We start from the raw sequence: 14,215 nt of genomic DNA, 5'->3' as shown, positions 1-14,215 counted from the left end.
AGAACCCAACACTCGAACAATAAAGCTGCTATAAAAAATATCGCGATCGCAGCCTTCGGCTGCTAGAAAAAATAAACCCCTCTGAAAAAAGAGGGGTTTATCATCAATCTGTAGCTTTTATAAGCTGTTTTTTGTGTCAGGTTTTAATCCAGTGGTTCTACCGTTTTCGTCATCATATTTATCATTGCAAACCCGGTGCCAATGCTTTGTTGCTGAATGCCTGTTTTGTTGTCATCACTGCCCATGCTATTCGCGCTAGCTTGTTGGCCAAAGCGACGGTTACAACATTGAATGGCTTAGTGGCGCGTAAATTAATCAGCCACTCGCCATAAATCTTTCCAGTCTTATCCGGCCTGGACATGACCGCTCTGGCAGCATGGATAAATAAGGTTCGGAGCTCTTTGTTACCCCGCTTGCTTATCCCCAATAATTTGGGTTTACCGCCCGTTGAATACTGCGCAGGAACCAGTCCCAGCCATGCCGCCATATTTCTTCCACTTTTAAAGTCAGTAGCGCTACTGATGTTGGCAATACAAAGACTTGCTGTCATGTCTCCTATACCCGGGATCGTTTTAAGAAGTTGGCCTATCGGGTTTGTTTCAACCAGTTGCTTCAACTTTTTATCCTGTCTATCGATGTTTTCATTGAGCAACAAGTAGTATTCGTGAAGTTCCACCAGCTCTTGCATAAGTAACCTTGGCATTGTCTGTTGTTGCTGGGCAAGCCAGTTAAACAGTCGCTTCATCACGCTATGGCCCGTAGGCAGTGCGACACCAAACTCCAGAAGTAATGCGCCTATGCGCGACATACATGCTGTTCGGTCTTTAATGTAACCGTGCCTAGCTTTATGAATAGCGGAAATGATTTGGGCTTCTTCTGACTTGACGCTAACAAAGCGCATATTCGGTCTTGTCGATGCTTCGCATATCGCTTCTGCATCTATGAAATCATTCTTGTTGCTTTTAACGAAGGGCTTTACATATTGCGGAGGGATAAGTCTGACTTTATGCCCCATTAACTCACATTGTCTACCTAGCCAATGTGCTCCCCCACAAGCCTCGAACGCGATAGTACAGGGCTCTAATTGGTGAAGAAACTGAATGAGTGCTGAGCGGGAAAACTTTTTACGGATGATTTGGTTATCAGAATAGTCGCGGCCTATCACATGAAAAGATGATTTGCCTAAATCGATACCAAGAACTTTAATAGTAGACATGATGGTTCGCCTCTTTGATTGCCTAACTCTAAGACTAGCTTAGAGGTGAGGCGGACCATCTAATTAAGCCTTTGATGTGAATCAAAGGCTTTTTATTTATTTGCAGTTTTTTGATAGGTTTAGCGAGGGGGGAACATACCGCCACCGCCGCCAAGGCCTCCGCCTCCCATACCACCTCCCGGTGGCATCATGCCCTGCATTTGGCGCATCATTTTCTTCATGCCGCCACCAGACATTTTTTTCATCATTTTTTGCATTTGCGTAAACTGCTTAAGCAAACGGTTTACGTCTTGAATTTGCGTACCAGAACCAGCAGCAATACGACGTTTGCGCGACCCTTTAATAATTTCAGGTTTTGCTCGCTCTGCAGGCGTCATTGAATTAATGATCGCTTCCATCTGGTTGAACTGCTTGTCGTTGGCCTGATCTTTAATTTTCGCGGTCATGTTACCCATGCCCGGAAGCTTATCCATCAAGCCCATCATGCCGCCCATATTGCGCATTTGCTCGAGCTGCTCTTTGAAATCCTGTAAGTCAAAGCCTTTGCCTTTTTGGACCTTCTTCGCCAGTTTTTGCGCTTTTTCTTTATCGACTTTACGCTCAACTTCTTCGATCAGGCTGAGTACGTCACCCATACCGAGGATACGGGAAGCAACACGCTCAGGATGGAAAGGCTCAAGTGCATCGACTTTTTCGCCCATACCGAGGAATTTAATTGGCTTACCCGTAATTTTACGTACTGATAATGCCGCACCGCCGCGAGCGTCACCGTCGGCTTTGGTTAGGATCACACCGGTTAATGGCAGCGCATCGTTAAATGCTTTGGCAGTGTTTGCCGCATCCTGACCTGTCATGGCATCAACCACAAACAACGTCTCGATAGGGTCAATGGCAGCGTGAAGGTCTTTAATTTCCTCCATCATCTCGCCGTCAACATGCAAACGGCCCGCTGTATCGACTAGCAATACATCATAAAATTGCGTTTTGGCATGTTCGATAGCGCCATTGACGATATCAATAGGTTTTTCGTCGATCGTAGAGGGGTGAAAGCCCACACCCACGTCATTTGCGAGGGTTTCAAGCTGTTTAATCGCCGCAGGGCGATAAATATCAGCACTCACCACCAAGACTTTTTTCTTTTCACGCTCGGTTAAGAATTTGGCTAACTTACCTACACTGGTGGTTTTACCCGCCCCTTGTAGGCCCGCCATCAAAATTACCGCTGGGGGTTGAGTAGCCAGATTCAGCTTCTCGTTCGCTTCCCCCATCACAGCCTCTAGTTCAGACTGTACTATTTTGATAAATACCTGACCGGGTTTAAGGCTCTTCGTCACTTCAGTACCCACCGCACGGGCTTTTACCTGATTAACGAATTCCTTCACCACAGGCAGCGCAACGTCAGCCTCGAGTAAGGCCATTCGCACTTCGCGAAGTGTTTCTTTGATGTTGTCTTCGGTTAGTCGTCCGCGCCCACTTACATTGCGCAACGTCTGACCAAGACGTTCTGATAAATTCTCAAACATAAACGAAAGTAACCATAAACTGCGTTAATAGGCACAGTATACCGAAAAAGCATGCTGATGCGTACCATATCCCGCGATCAAGCTGTAATTATCCTTGCTTGTGACGAATCACAACAAACCATGAGGAGTGAAGTGTGCGCTTTATGGCTCATTTTCAATGGCTAGGCGGTAAATTGTGATGATTTTCGTCAATAAAACCCCCACTATTTAAACACGACGGTATACGCACTTTTAGTTATTGAGTACAATTCTCATTTAAACGACACAATGCGTGACTGTATTACACCAATAATGGGTAGAAACAGCGCCAACAGTTGAACTTTGTCGGCATCTCCAGTATCAATAGCGCCTGACAATACAAAAAGATAAAACGCAAACAATAACAGTTATGGACAGATCCTGATGAATACCCTTTTCGCAATTTCAAGTGTTGTCTTGTACGGCATTGCGGCCTTCTTGCTAATGGGGCGTTTTTTCAAACACACAGACGCGAACAAAAAGTTTGCGTTTCCTGCGGCTGTCATCGCCATTGCGTTGCACGGTGCGTTTTTATCCTATGCCATATTGTCGTCTGCCGGACAAAACATGAGTATCACCAATGTACTCTCTTTGGTGTCGTTACTGATCACTATATCTATGCTAATCAGCAGCCAATTGCTGCCCAATTTAATTATGCTCCCAGTGGTACTCGGGTTCGCGGCATTAACGGTATTGGCTTCTGTATTCGTGCCTGTTCAGCATATTATGCACATTGAATTGCAGCCGGGCTTGGTTATTCATATCACACTTTCTCTGTTTGCGTATGGCACACTGAGTATCGCCTTTTTATACGCGCTACAAATGTCGTTCATCACGCACAAGCTCAAACAAAAAGGTGCGGCGCTACTGCATTCTTCAATGCCGCCACTCATGCTGGTAGAGTCAATTTTGTTCAAGCTCCTGTTGGTAGGAACAGGGTTGTTGAGTGTCTCTTTGCTATCGGGCTTTTTATTCCTCGACGATATGTTTAGTCGCAATTACGCGCACAAAACGATTTTGTCGCTCCTTGCACTAGTGGTTTACGTGGTGCTTTTGGTGGGGCAAAAAATGTGGGGCTGGCGTGGCAGACAAGTGATCGGGCTAACAATCGCGGGCGTGTTGCTTCTCACCTTGGCTTATTTTGGCAGTCGATTCGTCAGAGAAATACTGCTGTAAACACAATCTCTTAGTGAGTTTTTTACAAATAAACTTGAAAGCCTTGCGCCGACTTAATAAAGTTGTGACTCACAAAGGTACAGGAACCTCTTAGTTGGACGATATATCTACCGGTACATTGCTTATTGCACTGGCCGTTCTCATTTTACTTTCAGCCTATTTTTCAAGTTCTGAAACAGGCATGATGTCAATCAACCGTTATCGGTTAAAACACCTGCAAAACGAAGGAAATCGTGGGGCATCTCGGGTACAAAAATTACTCGAGCGTCCAGACCGCCTAATCGGTCTAATACTCATCGGCAATAATATTGTGAATATTGCAGCCTCTGCAATCGCAACCATTATTTGTACCCGTTGGTTTGGCGAATCTTGGGGAGTGGTGGCAACCACATTCGGGTTAACCTTTATATTACTGATTTTTGCTGAAGTTACGCCCAAAACGCTGGCCGCGTTATACCCAGAAAAAGTGGCGTTCCCAAGCTCCATTATTTTGTTACCCATGCTCACCTTGCTATACCCTTTCGTGGCGATGATTAACGGCATCACGAACGGTTTATTGGCGTTAATGCGTATTCAAACGGCGAACGCTGCTGGCGACTCATTGTCGAGAGAAGAGTTAAGAACCGTGGTGTATGAAGCCGGTACCATGATCCCGAAAAAACACCAAGATATGCTGGTAGGTATTCTTGATCTCGAAAATGTCACCGCAGAAGACATCATGGTACCTCGCAGTGATATTGTTGCCATTGATATCAACGATGATTGGAAAGATATACAAAAGCAGTTAACGCATGCCCAGCACACTCGCGTGCTGCTATTCAGAGATACCATCGATGACGCTGTTGGTTTCGTGCATGCCAGAGATGCGCTTCGCTTGCTCTCTAAAGACCAATTTACCAAAGCCAGTTTGTTGCGCGCAGTTAAAGAAATTTATTTCACACCTGAATCAACGCCGCTGCACACCTTGATGTATAAGTTTCAAGCAGAGAAAGAGCGCATTGCCTTAGTCGTCGACGAGTATGGCGACATCATGGGCTTGGTCACACTAGAAGACATTCTTGAAGAGATAATCGGTGATTTCACCACTAGTATGGTGCCCGACCATAGTAAAGAAGTCACATTACAACAAGACGGTAGTGTGTTAGTAGACGGTAGCGCCAATATACGCGAGCTAAACAAAGAGATGGGATGGCAATTCCCCACTGAAGGGCCAAAGACCCTGAACGGGTTAATATTAGAATACCTAGAAGAGATTCCGGAGCATAAGGTCAGCATGCGATTGGCTGGTTACCCCGTTGAAATTGTTGATATCAATGAGAATATGGTTAAAACGGTTCGGGTGTTACCTGAATATTACCGCTCATCCGACCCCATGGTGTCTGAAAACTAACACCGTTTCTAACGCGCTTTATATTAAGACTTTTCGCCAGCTTTTTGCTGGCGTTTTGCTAATACCTGCGCCTTCGCCGCGGCGACTTTTGCCGACAACGTAGAGAGTTTTCCAAGCAGTTCAGTCAACTCTTCGTCTTCACGAATATCAGATTGCTCCAGGTGCTGCTGTAGCGACCTGCGCAATTGCTCTGGAATCGATTTAGTTGACATGAATAATATGAACCCGTTTACCTGCACCGATATGGGCAAGTTTTCTCACTATTGTTTGTATCGGTAAACGGTATTTTTTCTAAAGGGCAATTTGCAAATTAATCGCAAAATGGTGCGAGCAATTAACTACATTTTGCCCTGATAATGCGTGACTAACTCGCCGCGCATTTTTTGTTTTGAATAGCGCACAACAGCCACCGATCCAGTAGCAAATAATGCTGCGCTAGCTTCATGGCATAACTCGTCTACCAAATAACTCACAAAGGGCATGTGACTAACTAACATGATCGAATGCAAATCGTGTTGTTTGGCTTTTTCTGTGGCGATTAAACTGTCTATGTAATCGTGAACGATGGAGGGGATACCTTCAGGAATGATATCTGCTGTGTATTCAGTGCTATCTGCGTTCAACTCGGTAGCAATTTGCTCGTGGGTTTGTCGAGCACGCACGTAAGGACTCACCAACATTTTGTCGATCTGCGCGTTTTGAATATACGACTGCTTAAGCCATTGGGCTGTATGGAGGGCTTGCTGCTGCCCTACCGCAGACAGTTGTCGACTTCTATCGTCTGTAACAATCGGCTCGGCCTCACCGTGCCGAACGATAAAAATATAGATGTCGTCGTTGCTACTTTGACCTGACATAACATTACGAATATGATGACTACTCACAATTAACGATAGCAGACGTACGGGGCTTCGCCTAGCACTTATTCGACAACTACGACTATAGTGTATAAAACGGTATTCAAAAAATACCTTTCCCTGTTGCACAAGAACACATTGAGTTTATATTGACTGCATCGACTGATTTGCAAAATGCCAAGGCCATTACACTGCCTAACGGTTTGAGGACATTACTGTTTCATCAACCAGACTCCGCCCACTGCCATGTTTCAATGGCAATAAAAGCCGGTCACTTTTTCGACCCTGACGAATGTCATGGCCTTGCCCATTTACTTGAACATATGTTGTTTATGGGAAGCCGACATATTCCACAACCTAACGCCATTAACAATCTGGTAGAGCGTGCGGGCGGCTCAATCAATGCGTGGACGGGAACGGAGTTTGCCAACTACCACTTCTCATGCCAACAAGAAGCGTTTGATACGGTACTTCCCGCCTTTGCAGATATGCTACGGGCGCCACTCATTCAACCAGAGTGCATCGAAAAAGAAGTTCAAGCGATAGACGCAGAGTTCCAATTTAAGCGCAAAGACGATTTGCGCCGCCTGTATCAAATACACAAAGAAACGGCGAATCCGGCCCACCCTTTTTCTAAGTTTTCGGTGGGTAACAAGGGAATATTTTCTCAGTTTTCACCACAACAATTGCACCTGATGTTGAAGCAGTTTCATCAGCAATATTATACCGCGGCCAATATGTGCCTGTGTATTATTGCTCCTCACGAAGTGACTCAACTTGAAGCGCTCGTCAATCATGTGTTCAATGGTTTGGCGTCGGGTGTTGAAGCTAATTTGTCGTTGCCGCCTTTGTATACTGAGTCACAATTAGGCGTAAGGATATCGATTCGCCCCCTCAAAGCTGCGCGTCGTATGATTGTGACCTTTGCCCTGCCGGGTATGCATCAGGAATATAACACCAAGCCACTTCACTATATCAGTCACTTATTGGGCGATGAAGGTAACGGCAGCCTATTGTGTTATTTAAAGCAAAAGGGGTGGGTGACCAACCTCATTGCTGGTTCAGGGATTGAAGGTGAGAATTTTAAAGATTTTAACGTGAGCTTTCAGTTAACCGAAGCGGGATTACAACAACAAGAGGCTATTCTTGATGCCTTGTTCGCGTCGCTTAACAAAATTGATGACTCGATAGTTGAAGCATGGCGCTTTCGCGAGAAAGCTAGGTTGTCAGTGCTAGCACAAACATTTGAAGAAAGTGTAAAGCCATTAGAGAAAGCCTGTGACTTTGCTGAACAGCACTTCTACTTTGCACTAGATACGCTAAAAAAAGCACACAATGTGAGTAATTACGACCCCGATTGTTTGCATCGCACTATGGCGTATTTTAAGCCCGCCAATATGCGAGTGAAAGTGATCGCACCGGAAGTGTCGGTAGATAAGCAGTGCCAGTTTTACGATGCATGGTACAGTATTGCGCCCATTGAGGCCGATAAACTGGCCAAGTGGTCTGCTCCGCATGACATTGCAGATATAACCCTTCCGCCTCCTAACCCCTATATTGGGGAAAGTTACGAATTGTGTTTGCCCGAGGCCAGATTTGCCAACCCAATTCCATTGAGCCAGTCTGTGGGGCTTGATCTGTGGTATGCCCAAGATCAGGTTTTTCATACGCCAAAAGGAGACATTTACCTCTCTTTTGATTCAGAAGGGTTAACCGGCAACATTAATCAGGTTGCGTCTAAACGCCTCTGGCTTGCATTGTTAAACGACCACTTGCAGTCACAGTTCTATCGCGCAGAAATCGCTGGCTTGCACTATCGTATTTATGGTCATCAGGGCGGATTCAGTCTGCATACGCGAGGCTTTTCACACCAGCAAACCAAGCTCGCGGGGCAACTCTTGGATGCCATTTTTGAATACCAACCCAATGCCAATAGCTTTGCTCAAATCAAGCAACTGCAATCTCAGAGTTTGCACAATGCGCTGTTAAACAAACCAACAAACCGGCTTTTTTCTCGCTTAAGTGTGCTTATCCAACGCAACACCCATGCCCCAATAGATTTACTATCTGCGGTTTCTGATTGTGAATTTGAGCACGTTATTGAAACGTCCTCTCACGCATTCGACCATTTTCACATTGATGGCCTAATGCACGGTAACTGGACGTCTGATGAAGCCCAGCAGTTCTTTACCTCAGTTAAGCAACAGTGTCCGTTTGCAGATGCCCCTGCCATTTCTCGGCAAGTGGCTAAATTACCCGTTGGTGCGCCGCTCTATCACGAATTGCAATGTGAACATGACGACTCAGCCATTGTTCTGTACTTACAAGCTCCGAGCAGTAGCATTATAGACACAGCGATGTGCATGATTTTAGAGCAAATGCTCGCCGGCCCGTTTTTCAACACCTTGCGCACTGAAAAACAACTGGGCTACGTCGTCGGCACAGGTTTCGTACCACATAATCAACACCCGGGAATGGCTTTTTACATACAAAGTCCGACCCACTCGCCTCAAGTCCTACTCGCTGAGATGACGCGTTTTTTGCGCCAACAAATGTTGGAAATCGGCTTTTACCAAGCATATTGGCCAAGTATCCAAAGAAACTTATTGAAGCAATTGCATGAAACCGACCTCAACTTGTCGATGAAATCTCAGCGTTTGTGGTTAAGTTTGGGCAACCAAGACCTTGAGTTTAACCGCAATCAAAAACTCGCCGAGTGTATCGCTAATATCGACTTTAGCTTTATCCAAAGCTACGCTGAAACCGTTTCTGCACGCACCAGTTTTGGTGAATTAGTTCTCTTTGCACCGGGTAAATTCGATTCGATAAACCTAACGGATAAATCGAGTCTCTCGCATATTGCCGTGTTTAAAGAGAGCGCCATTTACTTCGATTAGCCCAACCTCAACACACTTACATGTGCAATAATTCACCTTGTTAAATAACAATGCGGCCTGCGCCGCATGTTATCTAGTGCACATAAACCCTTGTTTATCTGCTGTAATGGACAAGATTTGCTCAACAGCTTCAAATTATAACAAAAACCCCTTGTCGACCCGTGCGGAATTGGGCATATTGGTCTTAAGGTTTGAACGGATACGAACCAACATAAATTAAAATAATGATAAGGCTTAATGCCAAAGGTGTATTGGTGCGCTTCAACCTGAAACTTCGACTATGTGCGTTTGTCGCAGTGCTAGTCACGACTTTTGTCGTGGCGAAGGCTTTTGCTGCAGTCAGTGATATTCGCTTTAGCGAATTAGGGCTAGAAGACGGCCTATCTCACACCACTATTCTCACGACGGTCGAAGATCATCAAGGCTATATTTGGGTTGGTACAATCAACGGTCTTAACCGCTACTCTGGATATGGCTTTAAACAATATCATCCAGACGAAACCAAATCCAATGCGTTACCCTCAGGCTTTATCCGAAAACTCTACGTCACCAAAAGCGGGCAATTGTGGGTAGGCACTTTAGAAGGCCTCGCCAGATATCGCCCCGAAACCGACGATTTTCAAGTTTTCACAACCGAGAACTCCAACCTACAAAGCAACGACATTTGGGAAATCAGCGAAAAACTCACCGGTGAGTTACTCGTCGCAGACAAAAGTTCTGTGTACCAATTCGATAAAACAACCCAAACCCTTTCGCCGCTCAATAATAGCGTGGACTTTCCCGAAGATATCCGCGTAATCCGCGATGAAACCAATAGAACTTGGATAGGCTCGCACGGCTTTGGCGCTTACATGTACGATAAAAAGCGCAAGCAGTTATTTGCCCTTAACGCCGTTAACCCTTGGGGGATTAACCTACTCGCCAATACCGTGTTCGATATTCAGGTTATTGATGGTGAATACTGGCTAGCCACCGAACTCGGTGTAATGGTGTTGAACGCCAATGGCGAAACCGTGCGTGTGATCGACAAAGCGCATTACCCTCAACTACCGTCCAATACCATTCGAACCATTCGCAAAATTGGCAATGAAATCTGGTTAGGAACAGAACTCGGCCTCGGCATAGTCAATACCGATGACAATTCGATTCTCGCGGTTTCAGAAAAACAGCAAGAAGTAACCGGCCTAGGAAACTTATTCGTATTTACGGCTCTTACCGACCGCAACAATGTCACTTGGTTAGGTACTTACGAAGGCTTATATAAATACTACCCTTCTCAGGCGAAAATCCCCGTATATCGACATTCACCTGAATACTCACCACAAGGGCAAGACGCTCGCGTTTGGAGCATCGATGAAGACAAAGACGGTAATGTATGGGTTGCGACACAAAGTTCTGGTCTTGGTCGCTTTAATCCAAATACGGGTAATTACGATTACTTTTTAAGTGATTTTGAAGCCGATATTTGGGATTTTTCGATAGATGATGATGGCAATTTTTGGATTGCGACCTCGGTAGGGCTTTTCAGATTTACTTTTTCTGAAGGACGCTTAGTACAGCAAGAATTATTGTTTGCTGACAATCTTATCGACAACCTCTACATCCAAAACAGTTCGGTTTGGACCTATATCAGGGAAAAAGGGTTATACGTAATAAACACCTCTCCTTCATCTGAAACGAAAATAGTAAAACTGCCTTTTGCGTCTGAAGCTCATCTTGGTTCTTACGTGCCTATTTATATTGATGAAGAAGAACGATTATGGCTAACCACACCTACAGATGGCGTGGAAATTTATGATGTTTCAACTAATCGCCTCGTTGCAGAAATTCCACTATCGGAAAAATTAAGTTCCAATGTTTCTGCTGTTTATAATTGGGATGGTTATTATTGGTTAACAACTGTCTACGACGGTATTGTCAAAGTAGACAAAGTATCACTTCAACCAATTATCAAACAATCAACCAGATCCAGCACCGGAATTATTTTTGCATCAGTAGGGTTTAAAAATTCAATTTGGTATACCGATAATTCGGGTCTCCACGAGGTCTTGTTACCCAACTTACAAAATGGCAAAAATTACACACTAGAGCAATTAGACTACAATAGCTTTAGTGAAAGTGCTGCTTATAAAACGTCAGAAAACGCACTTATCTTTGGCGGAAACAAAGGGTTCCAATACTTTAAACCGAGCAAAAAGGAACTCGAAATATCAAAAGAGGGTCCATCTCACGTTCCAATGCTTTTCGATATCATGGTTTTTGGTAATAAAGTTAAGCCTGAGCCTGACAGTAAAATACTCACGAAGCCGATCTATCTACTTGATAAGATTGTGCTTAACTATGATGACAAACGTTTTAATATTGATTTTGGAATCATTAACCCTCTCAATGAGGCAAATATCAGCTATCGTTATAAACTAACCGGCTGGGATAAAGAATGGACCCTATCTCAAAGTGATCATTCTGCATACTATAACGATGTAAGTTTCGGCAATTACACCCTAGAGGTGCAAGCCAAAGAAGAAGGTAAGGATTGGTCCCCTTCTCGTAAATTAGCGATTTCCATAACGCCACCACCTTGGTTGTATACGTCTGCTCTTGCCTTGTATGCCTTTTTCATTACGATGATTTTGGTGTATCTGCTACGTCAGTACCAAGCTCGAAAAGTATCACAAGCTGCCATTCGTGAATCTGAAGAACGACTCAAACTCACGCTGTGGAGCAGCGGCGATGAATTATGGGACTGGGACGTGTTTAAAGGCCAAGTTTTCCGCTCAAATACGTGGGGGACTCTCGACTTCCCTCAAGACGATATTCGTGCCACCAGTGCATATGATGCCAACATTCACCCTAACGATATCACTCGGGTAAAAGATGCCTTACAAGCCCATTTAGACGGTAAATCTGAGTATTTCGAACAAGCTTATCGCGCACGTACTTTCAAAAATAAGTGGATTTGGCTACTCGACCGAGGAAAAGTAGTTAAGCGCGACCATAACCAACAACCTGTCCGAATGACAGGCACATTGAAAAACATTCATCACCTCAAAGAAGCAGAAGAGCAACTTAACCTATTTAAGCGCTCAATCGAGAATATTTCTGAAGGTGTGTTTATTACCAATACCAACTTCCGTTTCATTTCTGTTAACAACGCCTATTGCCGTTATACCGGTGAAACGCGGGAACAGGCATTGGCAAGTTATATCTACTTCCACCAGTATCCAGAAGCCTTTACCGAGGAAATTAAAAAGTCGCTTCGTACCAAGGGCAACTGGAGCGGCGAAGTAGAATCTGTACGCGTCAATGGCGAGCGCTATGAAATGGAGTTAAACATTGACGCGGTACATGACGAAGACGGTAAGATAAACCATTTCGTTGGTGTATTCTCAGACATTACATCGCGTAAAAATACTGAAAAAGAACTACTCAAACTTGCCAATACCGACCCGTTAACTGAGTTACCAAACCGGTCATTCTTCCAAGCGAGTCATCAAAACCTCGTACGTCGCGGTACGCCCCACGCTCTACTTTGTTTGGACATGGACAACTTTAAGAAGATCAATGACTCACTTGGGCATCAAACGGGCGATGTCTTGATCAAGCAAATAGCCAAACGTTTACAACGCTTATCTGAAACAACCGCAACCTGTTACCGATTAGGTGGCGATGAATTCAGTATATTGTTTGAAAATCAAACAGACGTACATACGATCACGCGTTTTACTCAGAGTATTCTGACTACATTGGCGCGACCATTTATTATTAATAAACAAGAATTTGTACTCAGTGCCAGTGTTGGTATCGCCTTCTACCCAGAAGATGGCGCGAGCCCACAGGAATTGTTGAAAAACGCTGACACTGCAATGTACTTCGCCAAGAACTCAGGCGGTAATAGTTACCAGTTCTTCAGTGGTGAAATGAACCAGAATGCGGTTCGCCAGTTGCAAATTGAAAACTTGATCCGTCAAGGTATCAAAGATGATTTGTTCACCGTGTATTACCAACCCAAAGTAGATATTACCTCGGGTAAATTGGTTAGTATGGAAGCACTGGTTCGCTTTGAGCACCCGCAAAAAGGAATTGTAAGCCCGGGACAATTTATCCCATTAGCGGAGCAAACCGGCCAAATTATCGAAATTGGCGAGCAAGTACTGCGCAAATCGTGTGAGCAAACCAAACGCTGGGTCGATGCAGGTTTATTCACGGGCCGTGTTGCAGTTAACATTTCAGCAAAGCAATTCGAGTTACCCGACCTTGATGACCGTATTGAACGTATTTTGCGTACCGTTGGTTTATCACCCCTTCACTTGGAATGTGAGATTACTGAAGGCACCCTAATGGAAAACCCTGAACAAGGCCTTCGTATGATGGAACGTCTAAGAGAAAAAGGTATTCATCTAGCGCTTGACGACTTTGGTACAGGCTATTCATCACTCGCCTATTTAAAACGCTTCCCGCTCAATACGCTAAAAATAGACAAAGCCTTTATTGATGATATTGCAGAAAGCAATGTAGATCGTCATATGGCTGCCGCTATCATAAATATCGCTCACAACCTTGGGCTTAAAGTTGTAGCCGAAGGTGTAGAATATGAGAAGCAACTGGCTATTTTACGTCGTTATGACTGCGAAATGATCCAAGGTTTCTTATACAGTAAACCTCTGAATGCAGAGCGTTTTGAGCGCCTATTAACAGAGAACCATCAACTTCACTCCATTATCTCGCCGTCTAGCCTCTAAATAACAAAAGCGACAAGAATTTGCCACCCTGGCAATCTGTCACCTCTCGATAATAGCCCCTCAGCGTCACTGTTTCGTCTAAAGTCTAAAGAACAATCGTAAGCCATTGATAATTAACAATTAAAATAGTTGGCACACTATTAGCAATATCCTCTATGACCGGCAACGATTTGTCAGTCAGTTTGTTTGTTTTGTTTGTTTAAAAAAAATTGAGGATATAACAATGCTAAAAGCTTACGCAGTAGCGCTAGCGCTAACCACAGCAACGCCGGTTGCAGATAAGAACGAAGACGGTGCGAACAAAGCACCTATCGATACTAAAGAAGTGGCAACACAAACTAACAGTATCAAGCCAAATTCTAACAAAGTTAAAATCTAACTTTGCAGGATAAAAAAAGA

The 14,215-nt window shown here is 44.4% G+C and carries 9 protein-coding genes; 5 read left to right on the top strand and 4 right to left on the bottom strand.

What is annotated here, in order from left to right:
• Positions 1-181: 181 nt before the first annotated feature.
• Together ACXAH6_RS15740 and ffh are read right to left on the bottom strand one after the other, a co-directional pair.
• A complete protein-coding gene (locus ACXAH6_RS15740; RefSeq protein WP_474878342.1) occupies positions 182-1,216 on the bottom strand; it encodes an IS110 family RNA-guided transposase in 1,035 nt (344 codons plus the stop codon).
• 119 nt (positions 1,217-1,335) lie between these two features.
• The gene (gene ffh, locus ACXAH6_RS15735) at positions 1,336-2,739 is read right to left on the bottom strand and encodes a signal recognition particle protein (protein ID WP_474878340.1); all 1,404 of its coding nucleotides are present in this window, start codon (positions 2,737-2,739) and stop codon (positions 1,336-1,338) included.
• 402 nt (positions 2,740-3,141) lie between these two features.
• On the opposite strand from ffh, the gene ACXAH6_RS15730 reads away from it, so the two are divergent.
• Together ACXAH6_RS15730 and ACXAH6_RS15725 are read left to right on the top strand one after the other, a co-directional pair.
• Positions 3,142-3,933: a cytochrome C assembly family protein gene (locus ACXAH6_RS15730; protein WP_474878338.1), complete on the top strand. Its 792-nt coding sequence runs from the start codon at positions 3,142-3,144 to the stop codon at positions 3,931-3,933.
• Between the two features lie 94 nt (positions 3,934-4,027).
• The gene (locus ACXAH6_RS15725) at positions 4,028-5,323 is read left to right on the top strand and encodes an HlyC/CorC family transporter (protein WP_474878336.1); all 1,296 of its coding nucleotides are present in this window, start codon (positions 4,028-4,030) and stop codon (positions 5,321-5,323) included.
• A gap of 23 nt (positions 5,324-5,346) precedes the next feature.
• Here the strand turns inward: ACXAH6_RS15725 and ACXAH6_RS15720 are convergent, their stop codons facing one another.
• On the bottom strand, positions 5,347-5,535 hold the full coding sequence (locus ACXAH6_RS15720; protein WP_474878334.1) for a hypothetical protein: 189 nt from the start codon (positions 5,533-5,535) through the stop codon (positions 5,347-5,349).
• Positions 5,536-5,661: 126 nt separating this feature from the next.
• Complete coding sequence (sixA, locus tag ACXAH6_RS15715) at positions 5,662-6,180, bottom strand: phosphohistidine phosphatase SixA (RefSeq protein WP_474878332.1); 519 nt, start codon at positions 6,178-6,180, stop codon at positions 5,662-5,664.
• A gap of 149 nt (positions 6,181-6,329) precedes the next feature.
• Between sixA and ACXAH6_RS15710 the strand changes: the two genes are divergently transcribed.
• The 3 genes from ACXAH6_RS15710 to ACXAH6_RS15700 all read left to right on the top strand — a co-directional run bounded on the left by ACXAH6_RS15710 (position 6,330) and on the right by ACXAH6_RS15700 (position 14,195).
• Positions 6,330-9,077, top strand: coding sequence for an insulinase family protein (locus tag ACXAH6_RS15710; protein WP_474878331.1), 2,748 nt, complete (start codon positions 6,330-6,332; stop codon positions 9,075-9,077).
• A 224-nt stretch (positions 9,078-9,301) separates the two neighbouring features.
• Positions 9,302-13,816, top strand: a complete 4,515-nt coding sequence (locus ACXAH6_RS15705; RefSeq protein WP_474878329.1) for an EAL domain-containing protein — start codon at positions 9,302-9,304, stop codon at positions 13,814-13,816.
• A gap of 223 nt (positions 13,817-14,039) precedes the next feature.
• Positions 14,040-14,195: a hypothetical protein gene (locus ACXAH6_RS15700; RefSeq protein WP_474878327.1), complete on the top strand. Its 156-nt coding sequence runs from the start codon at positions 14,040-14,042 to the stop codon at positions 14,193-14,195.
• Positions 14,196-14,215: the final 20 nt, after the last annotated feature.

This window comes from Alteromonas sp. ABE4_545 (genome assembly GCF_056161325.1).
Note: the sequence above shows the minus strand (reverse complement) of the source record. Positions and strands in the feature narration are given on the sequence as shown.

Bases quoted from the DNA above. Each gene is read 5' to 3' on its own strand.
- ACXAH6_RS15740 (WP_474878342.1), bottom strand. From the start codon at position 1,216: ATGTCTACTATTAAAGTTCTTGGTATCGATTTAGGCAAATCATCTTTT.
- ffh (WP_474878340.1), bottom strand. From the start codon at position 2,739: ATGTTTGAGAATTTATCAGAACGTCTTGGTCAGACGTTGCGCAATGTA.
- ACXAH6_RS15730 (WP_474878338.1), top strand. From the start codon at position 3,142: ATGAATACCCTTTTCGCAATTTCAAGTGTTGTCTTGTACGGCATTGCG.
- ACXAH6_RS15720 (WP_474878334.1), bottom strand. From the start codon at position 5,535: ATGTCAACTAAATCGATTCCAGAGCAATTGCGCAGGTCGCTACAGCAG.
- sixA (WP_474878332.1), bottom strand. From the start codon at position 6,180: ATGTCAGGTCAAAGTAGCAACGACGACATCTATATTTTTATCGTTCGG.
- ACXAH6_RS15705 (WP_474878329.1), top strand. From the start codon at position 9,302: ATGATAAGGCTTAATGCCAAAGGTGTATTGGTGCGCTTCAACCTGAAA.
- ACXAH6_RS15700 (WP_474878327.1), top strand. From the start codon at position 14,040: ATGCTAAAAGCTTACGCAGTAGCGCTAGCGCTAACCACAGCAACGCCG.